Annotated in this window: 11 protein-coding genes; all 11 read left to right on the forward strand. The window is 71.7% G+C overall.

The annotated features are described in order from the left end of the window. The first annotated feature begins 7 nt into the window (after nt 1–7). The 11 genes from ACZ60M_RS11365 to ACZ60M_RS11415 are packed head-to-tail and all read left to right on the forward strand — an operon-like array spanning nt 8 to nt 17,020. Nucleotides 8–1,783, forward strand: coding sequence for a non-ribosomal peptide synthetase (locus tag ACZ60M_RS11365; protein WP_465417104.1), 1,776 nt, complete (start codon nt 8–10; stop codon nt 1,781–1,783). Further along, nucleotides 1,780–3,186, forward strand: coding sequence for a condensation domain-containing protein (locus ACZ60M_RS11370; protein WP_465417106.1), 1,407 nt, complete (start codon nt 1,780–1,782; stop codon nt 3,184–3,186). Before ACZ60M_RS11365 ends, ACZ60M_RS11370 begins: the two co-directional genes overlap by 4 nt. Continuing rightward, on the forward strand, nt 3,183–6,578 hold the full coding sequence (locus tag ACZ60M_RS11375) for an acyl carrier protein (protein WP_465417108.1): 3,396 nt from the start codon (nt 3,183–3,185) through the stop codon (nt 6,576–6,578). The genes ACZ60M_RS11370 and ACZ60M_RS11375 overlap by 4 nt, the downstream gene beginning before the upstream one ends. Then, on the forward strand, nt 6,575–9,973 hold the full coding sequence (locus tag ACZ60M_RS11380; RefSeq protein WP_465417110.1) for a thioester reductase domain-containing protein: 3,399 nt from the start codon (nt 6,575–6,577) through the stop codon (nt 9,971–9,973). Before ACZ60M_RS11375 ends, ACZ60M_RS11380 begins: the two co-directional genes overlap by 4 nt. Then, nucleotides 9,970–10,833: a 3-hydroxyacyl-CoA dehydrogenase family protein gene (locus ACZ60M_RS11385; RefSeq protein ID WP_465417112.1), complete on the forward strand. Its 864-nt coding sequence runs from the start codon at nt 9,970–9,972 to the stop codon at nt 10,831–10,833. The genes ACZ60M_RS11380 and ACZ60M_RS11385 overlap by 4 nt, the downstream gene beginning before the upstream one ends. Next, a complete protein-coding gene (locus ACZ60M_RS11390; protein ID WP_465417114.1) occupies nt 10,830–11,087 on the forward strand; it encodes an acyl carrier protein in 258 nt (85 codons plus the stop codon). The genes ACZ60M_RS11385 and ACZ60M_RS11390 overlap by 4 nt, the downstream gene beginning before the upstream one ends. Beyond that, entirely contained in the window at nt 11,080–12,183 is a 1,104-nt protein-coding gene (locus tag ACZ60M_RS11395) for an acyl-CoA dehydrogenase family protein (RefSeq protein ID WP_465417116.1), read from the forward strand. Before ACZ60M_RS11390 ends, ACZ60M_RS11395 begins: the two co-directional genes overlap by 8 nt. Continuing rightward, nucleotides 12,183–13,148 carry a 3-oxoacyl-[acyl-carrier-protein] synthase III C-terminal domain-containing protein gene (locus tag ACZ60M_RS11400; RefSeq protein WP_465417118.1) on the forward strand — a complete coding sequence of 322 codons (966 nt, stop codon included), beginning with the start codon at nt 12,183–12,185 and terminating at the stop codon, nt 13,146–13,148. Before ACZ60M_RS11395 ends, ACZ60M_RS11400 begins: the two co-directional genes overlap by 1 nt. A 3-nt stretch (nt 13,149–13,151) precedes the next feature. Further along, nucleotides 13,152–14,225: an HAD-IIIC family phosphatase gene (locus ACZ60M_RS11405; protein WP_465417120.1), complete on the forward strand. Its 1,074-nt coding sequence runs from the start codon at nt 13,152–13,154 to the stop codon at nt 14,223–14,225. Nucleotides 14,226–14,236: 11 nt separating this feature from the next. Continuing rightward, complete coding sequence (locus ACZ60M_RS11410; protein ID WP_465417225.1) at nt 14,237–15,754, forward strand: amino acid adenylation domain-containing protein; 1,518 nt, start codon at nt 14,237–14,239, stop codon at nt 15,752–15,754. A 21-nt stretch (nt 15,755–15,775) separates the two neighbouring features. Then, entirely contained in the window at nt 15,776–17,020 is a 1,245-nt protein-coding gene (locus tag ACZ60M_RS11415; RefSeq protein WP_465417122.1) for an MFS transporter, read from the forward strand.

The raw sequence follows: 17,020 nt of genomic DNA on the forward strand, positions 1-17,020 counted from the left end.
ACACGACATGGGAGCGGAAGCCTTCGACGGGATAGCTGGACTGGTCCGACGCCAAGTCGGCAACCGTCCACATGCTCCTGCCGTTCACGACCGCGAGTCGGGCATCACCCTGACCTATGAGCAGCTGTGGCAGGCCTCCGGGAAGGTCGCCGCGTTCCTCGACGCGCAGGGCGCCACCGCGAAGGACGCGGTGGCGGTGGCCGGGCCGAGATCCCTCGAGACCGTTGTGGCGATGCTCGGCACCGTCCGGATCGGTGCCTTCTACCTGGCCCTGGACGAGCATTGGCCGCAGAAGCGGGTCGCTGCGGTGCTCGGAGACGCCGCTGCTTCGGTGGTCCTGACGACCGGGCCGGAGTCGCCGATGAACGGTGATTCGACTGGACGCGTCGTGGCCTCGGTCCGTTCCTGCCTTGATACTGAGCCTCAGGCAAACGGCTGCGACTATGCCGTGACTGGTGCTGACGATCCGATCTACGTCGCCTATACCTCCGGTACGACCGGCGGTCCGAAAGGCGTGGTGGTGCCGCATCGGGCCGTTCGCCGACTGGTTGTCGATCCCCTTTACTGCGCATTCTCGCCCGGTGACCGAGTGGCGTTCGCTTCGAATCCGGCATTCGATGCCACCACCTTCGAAGTATGGGGTGCATTGGCCAACGGCGGCACACTGGTCGTGTTCCCTTCGGTCGCCGACATGAACTTGAAGGACTGGTCGGCGATGGTGCGCGAGGAAGCCGTCGACACCATGTTCCTGACCACCTCGCTGTTCCACATGATCGCCCGCGAGACCCCCGAGGCGATGGGCTCGGTCGGGACCGTCGTCGTCGGAGGCGAGCAGCTCGACCTGCACCTGGTGCGGCGGGTCCTGGAGTCCGTGCCGCCGCAGCGGCTCGTGAACGGCTACGGGCCGACCGAGACCACCACGTTCGCGACCTACTTCGACTGCACAGCAAGCGATTTGGGCGAACTCGAGCGGATCCCGATCGGATACCCGATCCAGGAGACGACCGTTTCCGTGCGCGACGCCGAGGCTCGGCCGGTGCCGCCCGGCGAGACCGGGGAGCTGTACATCGGCGGCCCCGGTGTGGCGCTGGGCTACCTGAACCGACCCGAACTCAACGCCGAGAAGTTCGTGCCCGACACCTCAGGGCTCATGTACCGCACCGGAGACCTGGCGCGGACGCGTCCGGACGGCGCCGTCGAACTCGTCGGCCGGGCCGACCGCCAAGTCAAACTGCGCGGCTTCCGCATCGAGCTGGGTGAGATCGAAAACGCCGTCCTGGCCTGTACTGCAATCGATCTCGCCGTCCTCGAATGCCAAGGCTCGGGGCCCGCCGCGCAGCTCGCCTGCGTGCTCATTCCCTCGCTCGACGCCGCCTGCGACGACGGCGAACTCGTCGCCTCCGTCAAGGCCGAGCTCGCCGACGCCCTGCCGCCGTACATGATCCCGCAGCAGTGGCGGGTGTTCCGCGACCGCCTCCCCACCGGCCCGACCGGCAAGCTCGACCGCGACCGGCTCTTCGCCGAGTGGACGGCGGCCGAACCGCGAGCGGCCGCCCAGCCCGCCACCCCGGCAGGCTGGCTGTGCGCGGCCGTCGCCGACCTCCTGCCCGGAACCGCTCCGGTACCCACGGACAACTTCATCGACCTGGGCGGCAACTCGATCCTGGCGATGCAGCTCTCCACCAGGATCGAATCCGAACGGCACGTCGCCGCCGACCCCGCCGACATCCTGCTCAGCGACGACCTCGCCGCCCTCGCGGGCCTGCTCGAGGAGACCCGGTGACAGGCACCCAAGCGCCGGTGGCGCACGGCCGCAAGGAGGCTCCCCTCTCCTCGGCCCAAGAACGACTCTGGCTCATCGACGCGGCCAGCCCCGGATCGGCCACCTACAACGTGCCGCTGCTGCTGCGCTGGCGCGACCGCGCGAACGTTCCCGCGCTTCGTTCGGCATTGGAGGCGCTGGCGTTCCGCCACGAGGTGCTGCGCACGACCTACCACCTTGTCGACGGTGAACTGCGGCAACGGGTCCGGGACGAAGGGGCCGTCGAACTCCGAATCGAGAGCACCGATGCCCCGAGTGTTGAGGCCATCGCCCGTGAAGCCCGGGCCCCGTTCGCGCTCGACGCCGAGCCGCCGATCCGCGCTGTCCTGTGGCAGGCGCCCGAAGGCGACCGGCTGCTGATTACGGTGCACCACATCGCCGTCGACGGCTGGTCGCTGGCGCCGTTGTTCAGCGACCTGGCCGCCGCGTACCGGCGTGCCGAGCGCGGCGAGGACCCCCGCCTGCCCGACGCGTCGATCCAGTACGGCGACTTCGCTGCTTGGGAACGCGACAATCCCGGTGCGGAAGGGGACGCCGTCGCGGCCCGCTTCGATGAACTGCGCCCGTCCATGACCGAGGTGCTCTTCGGGGATCCGCTGAACCTGAAGCGTGCTCCGGAAGGCGATCGGCCCGGCGGCCACGAGGTCTTCACCCTGCCTGCGGACCTTTGGGTCGCCACGACCGAACTCGCGCGAAGCCTGCGCGCCACACCGTTCGCGGTCCTGCTGGCCGCATTCGAAGTGGTCGTCAGCCGCTGGTCCGGCTTGGGGAGCTTCGTCATCGGCACCATGACCGCGAACCGGCCGCACCAGGCCGTCGCCGACATGGTCGGCTTCTTCGTCAACACGGTGCCGCTGATCTGCACTGTGGACCCGACCGCCAGCTTCGCGGACCAGTGCCGGGCCGCACGCATCGAAGCGTTCGCGGCGCTGCGTCACCAGCGCATCCCCTTGGAGCAGTTGGTGGCCGAGTCGAACCGCAGGCGTCTGGGCACGGGCGGCCCGATGATCGGCGTCGGATTCGTCCTCCAGAACATGCCTGCCGCCGACCTCGGCGCGGACCAGCCCTGGGAACGTCCCGAACTCCTGCCGACCGGGACCGCGAAGTTCGACCTGTCGATGGTCCTGGAGGAGACGGAAGGCGAAGTCGCCGGGTTCGTGGAGTACGCCCAGGACCTGTACGACGCCGCGACCGCCCGCGCGATCACCGCCCAGTTCACCGCCGTCCTCGAAACCGCTGTGTCACAACCGGAGACGCCGGTCGCCGGCCTGCGGCTGGGGCGCGGCGAGCCGCTCAACACGATCGTCGGCGACACCGACGACCCGCTTGGGCGCAGCCGCCGCGACTGGAAGGAGGCGGCATGAACGAGTCCGTCCTGGACCTGCTGCGCCGCCGCTTCGACGGGGCCGACCCGGAGCGACCGGCGGTCGTCAGCGGCGGCACGGCGACGAGCTGGGCGCAGCTCGACCAGTGGTCCAACGCCACGGCGAGCGCACTCGGCGACCGTGGGATCGGCCAAGGCGATGTCGTCGGAGTCCTGACCGCCCGCACCGGCGCGCTCACGGCCGCCTGGCTCGGGACGCTCGGGTGCGGCGCCGCCTACGTCCCCTTCGCCCTCGACACGCCGCCGCAGCGCATCGCCTACGAACTGGGCGAGACCCGTGCGGCTGCCATCCTGGTCGACGCTGACGGCGCACGACTGCTATCCGGAATGGACGTGTCTGCGCCGCTGATCGATGTGGCTGGGCTGGAAGGAACACGCGCCCCGCGCCAGCCGATCCCGCATCCGGGGCCCGACGATCTCGCTGTCGTCATCTTCACCTCCGGGACCAGCGGCAGGCCGAAGGGCGTCATGGTCCCGCATCGCGGCCTGCTCAACACCGCCCTGTGGTGGGGACAGGACACCGATCTCGGTCCGCAGGACCGTCTACTGTGTACCTGGGGATCGGCGTTCGACGGCGCCACTTTCGACACGTTCCGGTCCCTGCTCTCCGGGTCGACGCTGGTTCTCGCCACTGACGACGAACGGCGCGACCCCCGCGCACTTCTGCGGCTCATCCAGGGTGAGTCCGGGGCGACCATGACCTCGATGACGCCGAGCCTGCTCCGCGCGGTGCTCGATGTCGACGATGACGCGCCGACCTCGCTGCGGACCCTCTACCTCGGCGGCGAAGCCCTGCCCAGGGCCCTCGCGGAGCAGTGCCACCGCCGCTGGGGGATACCGCTGCGGAACGTATACGGTCCCACTGAGGCCTCATGCGTCGCCACGGTCGCCCCGGTGCTGCCGGGCGAGACCGGCGCTCCGGCAATCGGCCGGCCGCTGCCGCGCACCACCGCCCGGGTGCTCGGCCCGAACCTCGAGGAACTGCCGCAAGGCGTCCCGGGCGAGCTGTGCCTGTCGGGCATCGGCGTGACGCTCGGCTACTGGGACCGACCCGACCTGACCGAGCGGGCGTTTCCTGCGGACCCCTTCGCCGCAGACGGGTCCCGGCTCTACCGGACCGGCGACCGCGTGGCGGTCCGGGACGGACGCATTCACTACCTCGGTCGAATGGACGACCAGGTGAAGATCCTCGGCAACCGGATCGAGCCCGCCGAGGTGCGGCGGCTGATGGAGGAGCACGAGGCGGTATCGGCCGCCGTCGTAGTCGCCGAGGGCGAACCCCTGCGCCTCAAGGCCTATGTCGCGCTTTCAGCGGCCGGGTTGCGGGACGCCGACCTCGGTCACGAGCGGCTGGTCGACCCGCTGCTGGCCTGGCTGCCTTCGGCAGCGCTGCCGACCGAGGTCCGCGTCGTCTCAGCGATCCCGTTGACCGGCAACGACAAGATCGACCTGAACGCTCTGGCCGCCATGGACTTCCGTGTGCTGGCCCGCGACCGGACCCGAAGCGCTCCTCTGACGCCCTGGCAGCGGGCGGCGGCCGAGCTCATGGCCGACGCGATCGGCGCGGAGCGGTCCCTTGCGGACGATCTGGACGCGGGCACCGGGTTCTTCGCCGTGGGCGGCCACTCGCTGCTCGCGGTGAAACTGGTTGCCGAGGCGGAACGGCGCCACCGGACCACCGTGTCCCTCAGCGCGTTCCTGGCCGATCCGACCGTCGGCCGCCTGGCCGAGCTGCTGGAAGCCGCAACCGACTCCGGGGCCGAAGCGGATGGCTTGGCCGATGGGTCGGACGAGTATCCGGCCTCCGCTGTCCAGCGCCGACTGTGGATCATGGACCGCGTTCCCCAACTGCGGTCCGCGTACCTGGCGCCGACACTGATCGAGTTCACGGGGCCGGTCGACCAGGAACTGCTGTGCGAGGCCGTTGACGCGGTGCTGGCGCACCACCCCGGCCTGCGTGCCCGGTTCGCCATGAACCGGCAGGAGCGCCGCCTCGTCTACCGCACTGACGGCGAGACAGTGCGAACCACCCTTGTGGATGCCAGCGCAATGCCGCCGGAGGTGCTTTCCGCTCTCATCGAAGAGGCCTGTTGGCGCCCCTTCGACCTCGCCGCCGACGCCCCGGCCCGCAGCGTGCTGTTCGCGGCCGCCGATCGGACCATGCTGCTCCTGTGCGCCCACCACATCGTCACCGACGGCTGGTCGTTCGGCATCCTCACCGACCACATCGGCCGCGCCTACCGCGCCCTCGCGAACGGCGACCAGCCCGAGCTCGGGTCTCTCCGGCACCCCGCTGCCGTTGCGGCCGAACCGGACTCGGCCGCCGCCGAGCGGTACGCCGCGACGCTTCGAGGCACGCCCACCGACGTCAACCTCCCGTACGACCGTCCGCGCCCCGCCGTGCAGGACACCGCCGCCGGGCTCAGCACCGTCCGGCTCGACCCCGACACCACCGCAGCCCTCGCCGCCGTCGCCAAGACCGCCGAGGTCAGCACGTTCGCGATGACCGCGGCCCTGTGGGCAGTCACCCTTGCCCGGCACGGCGACCAGCGGGACTTCCTGTTCGCCTTCCCTTGGGCGGGAAGGGAGGACCCGCGATGCGCCGAGACCGTCGGCATGTTCGTGAACACCGCGCTCCTGCGGGTGGACCTGCGCGGCGAACCGACCTGGCGGGAACTGCTCGAACGGGTCCGCCGCTCCACCGCCGACGCCTACACCCACGCGAACGCCCCCTTCGACGTGCTGGTCGCGCTCCTCCAACCTGACCGCGACCTCAGCCGCCCGCCCCTGACCCCGGTCTACCTCAGCGTCGAGGAACCGGCCGACGACCCCGTCCGGCTCGGGGACTCCATCCGGTCGCGCCAGCGCGCGCTGCCGGGCCTGCGCCTGAAGTTCGAGCTCGAACTGACCGCGCGGCCCGGGGCCGAACTGGAGTGCTCCCTGACCTACGCCACCGCTCTCTTCGATGAGGAAACAGTGAACCGAATGCTTCATGACCTCCAAGGCGACGCCGCACGACTGGCGGACGACCCCGACAGCCCGGCGCTGCCCGGCCCGGCGGACCTGACCGACCAGATCGCCGCCGCCTGGTGCGCGGTGCTGAACGTGCCGCATGTGGACCAGGACGCCAGCTTCTTCGACGCGGGCGGGGACTCACTGCTGCTCATCCTGCTCATGGACGAGCTGAAGACCCTGACCTCCAGGCCGATCGAGGCCGCCGACCTGTTCGCCAACCCGACGGTCGCCGCCCAGGCCGCGTTCCTCTCCGGGGACGCGCAGCCGAGTGCCGGGCAGGCGCCGCGAGGGGCCGTAGGCCGGGACCGGCTGCAGGCCCGCCGCCGGACCGCTCCGGACGCGGGGGAGGGGCGATGACCCACGACTCCCGCATCGCCGTGATCGCGGCGGCCTGCCGGTTCCCCGGTGCCTCTGACGCGAACCAGTTCTGGCGCAACATCAACGACGGCAATGTATCCATTCACGACCTGGACATGGACGAGCTGCGAGCGTCCGGGGTCCGCGACGCCGACCTCGCCGACCCGTCGTACGTGACCGCCGCCGCCGTCCTCGACGGCGCGGCCGACTTCGCGGGGGAGTTCTTCGGCTACTCGCCCACCGAGGCCGAATCGATCGACCCGCCCCAGCGGCTGTTCCTCGAAACCTGCTGGGAGGCACTGGAATCGGCCGGACACCCGGCCCGACCGGACGGCCCGGTCACCGGCGTCTTCGCCGGGAGCAGCCCGAGCACCTACATGACGGCGCTGCACGCCGCCAGGGCCTTCGGGGGCGGCGTGATGGCCGCCGTCGACGACGTGGAGCTGCACCTCGGCGGCCTGGGCGACTTCCTGACCTCAAGGGTCGCCTACAAACTCGGCCTGCGCGGCCCCTCGGTGACCGTCCAGACCGCGTGCTCCTCCTCGCTGACCGCGATCCACTACGCCGTGCTCAGCCTGCTCTCGGGCGAATGCGACATCGCGCTGGCCGGTGGCGCGTGCGTCAACGAACCGGTCCTCGGCTACCGCTACCAGCCCGGCGGGCTCGTGTCGGCCGACGGCCTGTGCCGGGCCTTCGACTCCCAGTCCACGGGCACGTCGTTCAGCTCCGGCGTCGGCGTGGTCGCCCTGCGCCGACTCGAGGACGCCCAGGCCGACGGCGACGAGATCCTCGCGGTCATCGCGGGCAGCGCGGTCGGCAACGACGGCGCCGACCGGTCCGGGTTCACCGCCCCGAACCCGAACGCGCTGTCCGAAGTGGTCTCCGCCGCACTGGAACTCTCGGGCATCGCGGCCGAGGACCTGCGTTACGTTGAGGCCCACGGCTCCGGCACGGCCCTCGGCGACGAGATCGAACTGCGCGGCCTCTCGCAGGCCGTGCGCGGCTACACCGACCGGACCGGCTACTGCGGCCTCGGCTCGGTGAAAGTCAACATCGGGCACTGCGGGCCTGCCGCCGGCATCGCCGGGTTCATCAAGGCGATCCCGATCGCGCGGACGGGCGTGCTCCCGCCGCACCCGCTGTTCCGCAGCCCCCGCAACCCGGGGATGCTCGCCGACAGCCCGTTCGAGGTCAGCGCCGCGCCCGCCACTGTGGAGCCCGGCCCGGTCCTGGTCAACTCGATGGGCCTGGGCGGCACCAACGCCGCCGTGGTCCTGGAGCCGCCGCCGGTCCCGCAGCCGCGCCCCGAGGCCGCTCCCGCCCAGGTGCGGCTGCTGCTCTCGGCCCGCACCCGCGTCGAACTGGACGCCATGTCGCGCAACCTCGCCGACGTGATCGCGACCGGCGAGGCCGACCTCCGGGACATCGCCCACACCCTCAAGGCGGGCCGCACCGCGTTCGGCCACCGGCGGGTGGTCACGGCCGCACCCGAACGGCTCGCGGCGGCCCTCAGGCTCCCGCGCCCGCCGTTCGCCGTCACCGTCCACTGCGAACGCAAGCCCCGTCCTGCCATCGTCGCGAGTGGACCCGTGCCGCAGGCCGTGCGCGCGCACCTGGAACTCGCCTTCGGCGGACCGCTCGAGACCCACACCGGCCCCGTGGACACCCTGGGCGACAACCGGTTCGCGATCATCTGCGGCGAAGGCGACACCGGTCCCGACCGGACCTTCCTGCCGTCTGAGGCGACCGCCGCCGACCTCGACGCGGCCCTGACCGCCGCCTGGCTCGCCGGTGTCCCGGTCGCCTGGGGCAAGGTCGCGACCGGCGAGGGACGCCGCATCCCCCTGCCCACCTACCCCTTCACCAGGCGGCGCTACTGGGCCCTCGACCGGCTCCCCCCGATCGCCGCGCCCCCCGTCCGCCCCGCCGCCCCGGCCTCCACCGCGCCGACCGGCGACCTCGAGACCCAGCTGTGCGAGGTCTGGCGGGACCTCTTCGGCATCGCCGAGATCGGCGTCGACGACGAGTTCGGGGCGCTCGGCGGCAGCTCGCTGCTCTCGGTCCGCATGGCCCTGGAGATCCAGCAGCGCACGGGCGTCCTCGTGAACGTCCACCGGGCGGGCGGCAGCCGCGCCACGCCCCGCCGCATCGCCGACATCATCCGCGGCCTGCAGGACCCGGACGGCAACCCCGACACCATCGCGGACGGCGACAGCGACCTCGTCGACCAGGACCTCCAGCTCGACCTCGGCCCGTTCGACCGGCCCGAGACCGACGGCCGCGACCTCCTGCTCACCGGAGCCACCGGGTTCCTCGGCGCGTTCGTCCTCCACGAACTGCTCCGCGCCTCCGACGCGGACGTGTACTGCCTGGTCCGCGCCGACTCGGTCGAGCAGGCCCGGGAACGCCTGCGCGCCAAGGCTATCGAACTCGAACTCCCCGAACCCGACTTCGACCGCGTCCCCATCGTCCTCGGCGACCTCGAACAGGTCGGCGCCCTCTGCCGGGAGTACCGGGACGGCGAACTCGGCCGCCGCGTCGGCCACATCGTCCACTGTGCTGCGAAAGTGGTCTTCACCGAGCCGTACCGGGTGCTGCGCAAGGACAACGTCCAGCCGCTCATCGACCTGCTCGGCTGGATGGGCGACAACGGCATCCGCGACATCAGCTTCGTCTCCACCGTCGCCGCCACCGGCTACGCCATGGGCACCGACCACAAGATCCTCGAAACCCGCGACCAGCCGCTCGACCCGCTCCAAGGCGGCTACGGCGTCAGCAAATGGGTGTGCGAGCGCCTCCTCGAACGGGCCGAGGCCCACGGCGTGCGCGTCAGGATCTTCCGGCCCGGCTTCATCCTCGGCTCCGCCGAGACCGGCGCGTGCAACACCAAGGACCTGCTCTGGCACCTGGCCGCCAGCGGCCTCGCCGTCGGCATGCACCCCTTCGACGACCGCGCCATGCCGATGGCCTCAGTGGACCTCGTCTCGCGCGGCATCGCCGAACTCGCACTCCGGCCGGGCTCGGCGGGCCTCGCCTACCACCTCGTCCACGACACGGCGATCAGCCCGCGCCGCCTGTTCGCGCTCCTGGCCTCCGCCGGGTGGGACACCGTCGGCACCTCGCACGAGGACTGGCAGAAGGCGATCGCCAAGCGCGCGCTCGCCGAAGACAGCGAGATCCTCTCGACCATGGCCCTGTACGAACTCGACGGGCACGAACTCGACGAACGGGGCCTCCAGGCCGACGCCTGGCGCGACTGGCTGGAGAGCAGCGGCCTCTCCTCGGCCCCCACCGGCCGACTGCTCCAACGCAGCCTGTCCTATGTGGCCGCGCACGACGCGCGCTTCGCGGACCTGCTGAGCGACTACCTGACCACCGAGGAGGCGGCCAAGTGAACACCGACGAACGAGCAGTTGCCGTACTCGGCGCCGGGACGATGGGCATCGGCATCGCCGCCCTCATCGCCGGACGCGGCCTCGACGTCCACCTCGTCGACACCGACGGGGCCGCCGCGCGGACGGCCGCCGCCCGCACCACCCGCGAGATCCGCCTCGGCCGCCTGCTCGGCAAGCAGCCCGGCGGCGACACGGGGACCGTGCACGTCTGGGACGACCTCGCCGCGATACCCGATCCCCACCGCCTCGCCGCGGTCGTCGAGGCCATCACCGAGGACCCCGCCCGGAAACTCGACCTGTTCGCCCGCTTGGCGAAGGCCGTCCCCGAAGGCGTGCCGCTGGTCTCCAACACCTCCGCCATCCCCATCGACGAGATGGCCGAAGCGCTCACCGAACCGGGCTGCCTGGTCGGCGTCCACTTCATGAACCCGCCCTACCTCATCCCGACCGTCGAGGTCGTGCGCGGCCCGCGCAGCTCCGCGACCGCGCTGGCAGCGGTGACCGCGCTGCTGGAGCGGCTCGGCTGCGCGCCGGTCACCGTGGGGGACGGGCCCGGCTTCGTCATCAACCGCATCCTGCAGCGGTCCATCAACGAGGCCGCGCGGGTCGTGGAGGAGGGCCTGGCGAGCGCCGAGGACGTGGACGCGCTGTTCCGGGGCTGCCTCGGCCACGAGACCGGCCCGCTGGCGACGGCCGACCTGATCGGTCTGGACAACGTGGTCGACACCCTCGAAGTCCTGCACGAACGCACCGGCGACGCCGGATACCAGCCCTGCGACCTGCTGCGGCGCAAGGTCGCCCAAGGCGAGCACGGCCGCAAGAGCGGCAGTGGCTTCTTCGAGTACGGAGTGAACCGATGACCCCGAGTACCAAGTCCGTCGAGTCCGACCTGCTGGCCTTCCTGGAGGAGCGCACGAAGCGGTCCTGGCGGCCCGACACCGACCTCTTCGCCGAGGGCGGGCTGTCCTCGCTGTTCGCCATGGAACTGGTGATGCACGTCGAGCAGGCGTTCGCGATCGAGGTCGGGGGCGATGACCTGAAGCTCGCCAACTTCCGCACGGTCGCGGCGATGGCGGCCATGGTCGGCAGGCTGCGGGGCGAGACCGGTGCATGACCCCGCTGAGGCGTTCAAACGGATCGACGCGCTCGTCGGCGACGCCGCAGGCGACTGGGACCTCGCCGGCGCCATCCCGCGCGAGGTCGTTGCCGCGGCCTCGAACGCCGGACTGCTGTGCCCCCAAGTCGATCCGGAATACGGCGGCCTGGGTTTCTCGAGCGAGGCGTGCGGGGAGCTGACCGCGACGCTCGGCAGCCGCTGCTCCTCCCTGCGGAGCCTCGCCACCTCGCAGGGCATGGTCGCGTGGACCGTCGGCAGGTTCGGCGATCCCGTGCAGCGCAAGCACTACCTGTCGGCCCTGACCTCCGGGGCCACCGCGGCGGTGGCGTTCAGCGAGACGCAGGCCGGCAGCGATCTCTCGGCGATGCGCACCAGCGTCCGCCGCGACGCCGACAGCGTCATTGTGGACGGTGAGAAGGTCTGGATCACCGGCGCCGTGTACGCCGCGCACCTCCTGGTCTTCGGCCGCTTCGGAGAAGGCGCGGCCGCCGTCATGGTCCCCGCCGACGCGCCCGGCGTCACCGTCGAACGGGTCCCGGCGCCGATGGGCTGCCGCGCGGCCGGGCACGCGCGAGTCCGCCTGGAACACGTCCGGCTCCCCGCCGACGCCCTCCTCGGCGGGGCCGGAATGCCGCTGTCCTTCCTGGTCACCACCGCCCTGACCTACGGCCGTCTCTCGGTGGCCTGGGGCTGCGCGGGCATCATCCGGGCCTGCCTGAGCGCCGCCGTCACCCATGCGCGCCAGCGCGAGCAGTTCGGCGTGCCCCTCGCGGAGCACCAGCTCGTCGCGGCCCACCTCGCCGAGCTCTACACGGCCGAGCGGACCGCCACCGCGATCTGCGGGCAGGCCAGCCGCGCCATGGACGCCGGGGCGCCCGAGGTCGGGGCCGAAGCCGTGCTCGCCAAGCAGGTCGCCGCCACCAAGGCCGCGCGCTGCGCCTCGGCGGCGGTCCAGGTGCTCGGTGCCGCTGGCGCCCAGGACGGCCACCCGGTGGCCCGCGCCTACCGGGACGCGAAACTCATGGAACTCATCGAAGGGACCACCGAATTGTCCGCGATGATGCTGGCGCAGCAGGCGATGGCGGCCGTGTGATGACGACACAGGACATCGGCATCGGCCAGATCCACTGCGCTGAACCGACACTGCTGCGGCCCGTCGCCGAACTCGACGAGTACGCCCTCCTCGACGCCCGCGCCCGGGAGTTCGCCGACGGCTCCGGCATCGCCACGGTCGGCGTCCGCGAGGACGCCACCGGGGCCGAGCTCGCCGTGGAGGCCGTGCTCGGCCTCCCCGAGCCCGTCGACCCCGACGTGCTGATCCTCGTGGCCGCGAGAGCCCCTGACGTGCTCCTCGGCTCCGACGCCTGCCGCGTCCAGGCCGAGACCAAACTGGAACGCGCCTTCGCGATGACCCTGGACGGCCTGGGCTGCACCGGTTCCTCGGCGGCCTGGGGCCTCGCGCGGGACCTCCTGGCGGCCGACCCCGGCCGCGAGAGCGTCCTCATCGCCCACGCCTCGCGGCCCACCGGCGTCGACCGGGTGCGCGCGCCCGTCACGGTCATCGGCGACGGCGCGTGCGCGATGACCCTGGTCCGCGGCGGCAGGCCGGTCCTGCGCGCCCACCGGCAGGCCACCGACGGCAGGTTCAACGACCTGTTCGGCGTCGACTACCGGCAGGGCCCCTGGTACGAGTGGCGCGAGGAGTGCGCCGACCCGGACCGGTACCTCTTCGAACTGTCCATGCACTCGCGGCTTCGCCTGTCGCGCTTGGTGGACCAGGTCCTCGCCGACGCCGGGGCCGACAAGGGCGCGATCAGTGCGACCCTGATGCAGAACGTCACGGCGAGCGCGTTCGAGTTCTATGAGACCGTCCTGGGCCTGCCGATCCACCCGGTGTGCCCGGAGCGCCTGCGGCGGTACGGCCACCAGGGCGCGATGGACGTGGTGGCGAACCTCGACCGGCTCCTCGCCGAAGGCGGCCTGAGCCGCGGCGACCTGGTCCTGGTCCTGAACAACAGTCCGGTGGCGGCCTGGGCGGCCACCCTGTGGGAGGTGTAAGCGATGACAAGTGAACACACGGTCAAATGCCTGGTCTGGGACCTGGACAACACGCTCTGGAACGGCACCCTGAGCGAGGACGGCACGGTGGTCCTCGACGACGCCGTCCGCCGGACCATCGTCGAACTGGACTCGCGGGGCATCCTCCAGTCCGTGGCGAGCCGCAACGACCACGACCAGGCGTGGGCGCGCCTGGTCGAGCTCGGCGTCAGCGAGTACTTCCTGCTCCCGAAGATCCACTGGGGAGCGAAATCGGGCTCGATCGCGGCCATCGCCGACGCGCTCCGGTTCGCGCACAACACCATCGCCTTCATCGACGACACCCCGGCCGAACGCGCCGAAGTCGCTTACCACCTGCCGGACGTGCGCTGCTACCCCGCCGAGGCCGCGACCGACCTCCCAGGCCTGCCGGAGTTCACCCCCGCCGCCGTCACCCGCGACTCCGCGCGCCGCCGCGAGATGTACCGGGCCGGCTTCGAGCGGGACGCGACGCGCGACGCCTTCGAAGGGGCCGACGACGACTTCATCCGCTCCCTCGAAGTGACCATGGAGATCCGCCGCGCGGGCGAGGAGGACATCTCCCGCCTGGAAGAGCTCACCTTGCGCACCAGCCAGATGAACGCCACCGGCGTCCACTACTCCGACGCGGACCTGCGGGCCCTGCGCACCGCCGCCGACCACGAGGTCCTGGTCGTGTCGATGGCGGACCGCTTCGGCCCGTACGGCGCGGTCGGCATCCTGCTGCTGGCCCGGACCGCCCGCACCTGGCGCGTGAAGCTCCTCGCCACCTCCTGCCGCGTCGTCGCGGTCGGCGCGGGCTCGGTCCTGCTGCGATGGCTCATCGGCGAGGCCGCCGACGCGGGCGTGCACCTGCTCGCCGACTTCGCGCCCACGGGGCGCAACCGCATGATGGAGGTCGCCTACCGCTTCGCGGGGTTCGGCAGTGAGCGCTGCGACCGCTGCGCCGCCGAGGTGCCCGGCAGTGCTGACCCGCTCCACCTAGTTCCCGAACCGCAGTGCGCCGCTTCGACCATGGTGCTCGACGCCGTGTCGCTCGCGAAGGAGGCGGTCGCGTGAACGGGTCCACGATGTACGAATGGTTCGAGGCTTCGGTGCGCGCCCATGGGGACCGGCCCGCCCTCGAGATCGACGGCCTCGCTTACACGTACCGGGAGCTCGACCGCTGCGCCGTCCAGGTGGCGAACCGCGTGCTCGAGGCCGATCCCGAGCCGCGCCGGATCGGGCTGCTCGCGTCGCGGAGCCTGGTCGCCTTCGCCGGATACCTTGCGGCACAAAGGCTCGGCGCGGTCGTCACGCCGCTCAACCCCGGCTACCCCGCCGAACGGAACGCCCGGGTCTGCGAACTCGCGGGACTGCGGGTCCTCATCGCCGACGAGTCCGGCACCGCGCAGCTCGCCGCCGCGAAGTTCCCGGCGACATTGGCGCTCAAGGACGACGCTCTCGATCCCGCGCTCGACGAATCCGGCCCGCGGCGGCCCGCCGGGCCCGACGACACGGCCTACGTCCTGTTCACCTCCGGCTCGACCGGCCGCCCCAAGGGCGTCCCGATCCGGCACCGCAGCGTCGCCGCCTATGTGGACCGCAACCGCGAGTACTTCGAGGTCGACCCGGAGAGCCGCCTCTCGCACACCTTCGACCTGACCTTCGACCCGTCGATCTTCGACCTCTTCGTGACCTGGTCCGCCGGGGCGGCCCTCGTCGTCCCGGCCCGCAACGAACTGCTGGAACCGGTGAGGTACCTGGTCGAACGCGGAATCACGCACTGGTTCTCGGTCCCGTCCGTCGTCTCGGTCGCGGCCGGGCTCGGCAACCTGCCCGCCGGGCTCGCCCACGGCGTTCGCCGCAGCAGCTTCATCGGCGAGCGCCTCACCTTGCCCCAGGCCCGGGCGTGGGCCGAGGCCGTGCCCGGATCGACCATCGACAACGTCTACGGCCCCACCGAACTCACCGTCGCCTGCACCGAGTACCGGCTGCCGCGCGACCCCGAGCACTGGCCCGCGACCGCCAACGACACCGTCCCCATCGGACCGGTCTACCCGTTCCTCGACCACCGCATCCTCGACGAGGACGGGAAGCCCGCCCCCGAAGGCGAGCTGTGCGTGCGCGGCGTCCAGCGCTTCGACGGCTACCTGGACCCGACTGACGACGCCGGGCGCTTCCTGCGCTGGGACGAGGCGACCGGCCGCGCGGTCGACGCCGACACTGTGGACGACGCCAGCTACTACCGCACCGGCGACCGCGTGCGCCACGAGGCCGGGGCCCTGGTTCACTTGGGGCGCCTGGACAACCAGGTCAAAGTTCGCGGCTACCGCATCGAGCTCGGCGAGGTCGAGGCCGCGCTGCGCCGCCACCCGCGCATCGCCGAGGTCGTGGTCCTCGCGGTCGACGCCGACAACGGAACCGAGCTGGTCGCCTGCCACACCGGGGAACCGCTCGCGCCCGTCGAGGTCGTCACCTGGCTGCGGCGGCACCTGCCCATGCACATGATCCCGCGCCGCTACGAGTCCGTGCCCGCGCTCCCGTTGAACCCCAACGGGAAGATCGACCGCCCGGCGCTCTTGCGGCAGATCCTCCAGACCCAGTGAACCGATCGAAATGAGCCTGCCTTGCTGTCAATTCTGAAGGACCTGAAGCCGCCGCCGGGAGTCGTCCGCGTGCTCGCGGCCAGCAACCTGGCCCGCACGCTCGGCCAGGGCTTCATCGTCTCCGCGAGCGTGCTGTTCTTCACCGGCTCGGTCGGCATCCCCGCCCAGGAGGTCGCGTTCGGCCTCACCGTCGCCTCCGCCGCCGGGATGCTCGTCGGCATGCTCGGCGGCCACGCCGCCGACGTGCTGGGGCCCAAGCGGATGGCGATGGCGTTCATCACCGTGCAAGGGCTGGCCATCGGCGGGTACGTGCTGGTCGGCGGCTTCACCAGCTTCGTGGTGGCCGCCAGCGTCGTGATGATGGCCGACGCCTCGGCGACGGCCGCGCGCGGCGCGGTCATCGCCGCCGCCGTCCCCCCGGAAGACCGGGTGAAGTCCCGCGCGTACCTGCGGTCGGTCACCAACTTCGGCCTCTCGATGGGCATCCTCGCCGGAGGCGCGGCCCTGGTGCACGACAGCCGCGCCACCTACACCGCCATGCTTATCGCCAGCGGCTGCATGTTCATCGTCGCCGCCCTCCTCTACCTCCTGGCCCCGCCGGTCCCGGCCGTCGAGCGCCCCGCGAAGGACGAGCGGAAGAGCATCTTCCGGGACCGCCCGTTCCTGGTGGTGGCGTTGATCAACGCGGTGCTCATCATGAACGACGGCCTCCTCACCGTCGCCCTGCCGTTGTGGATCTCCGAGCGCACCGACGCGCCGGTCGCCACCTACGCCGCCGTCCTGGTCATCAACACGGTCACGGTGGTCCTGTTCCAGGTACGGATGAGCCGCGGCGCCGAAGACGTCCTGGGCGGCTCCCGAGCCTTCCGCAAGGCCGGCATCCTCTTCGCCGTCTGCTGCGCGATCTTCGCGGCCGCCGCCGGGCAACCCGTCTGGGTCGCCGTCGCCTGCCTCTGCCTGGGCGCGTTCGTACACGTCTTCGGCGAACTGCTCTACGCCGCAGGCCAATGGGCTATGTCCTTCGGGCTCGCCCCCGACCACGCGCAAGGCCAGTACCAGGGCCTCATCGGCGTGGCCACGAAGCTCGGCGCCACCGCCGCCCCCGCGATCACCGGCGTCCTCATCCTCGGCTGGGGCTGGCCCGGCTGGCTGCTGTTCGGCGTCATCCTCATGGCCGCCGGGTTCTGCGCCCCGCCCGTGGCCCGCTGGGCCGTCCGCAGCCGCGCCGCCGAATCCGCCGCCGAACCGCAGACCGCGACGGTCTGA

The sequence above is a fragment of the Glycomyces sp. NPDC050141 genome (assembly GCF_055586545.1).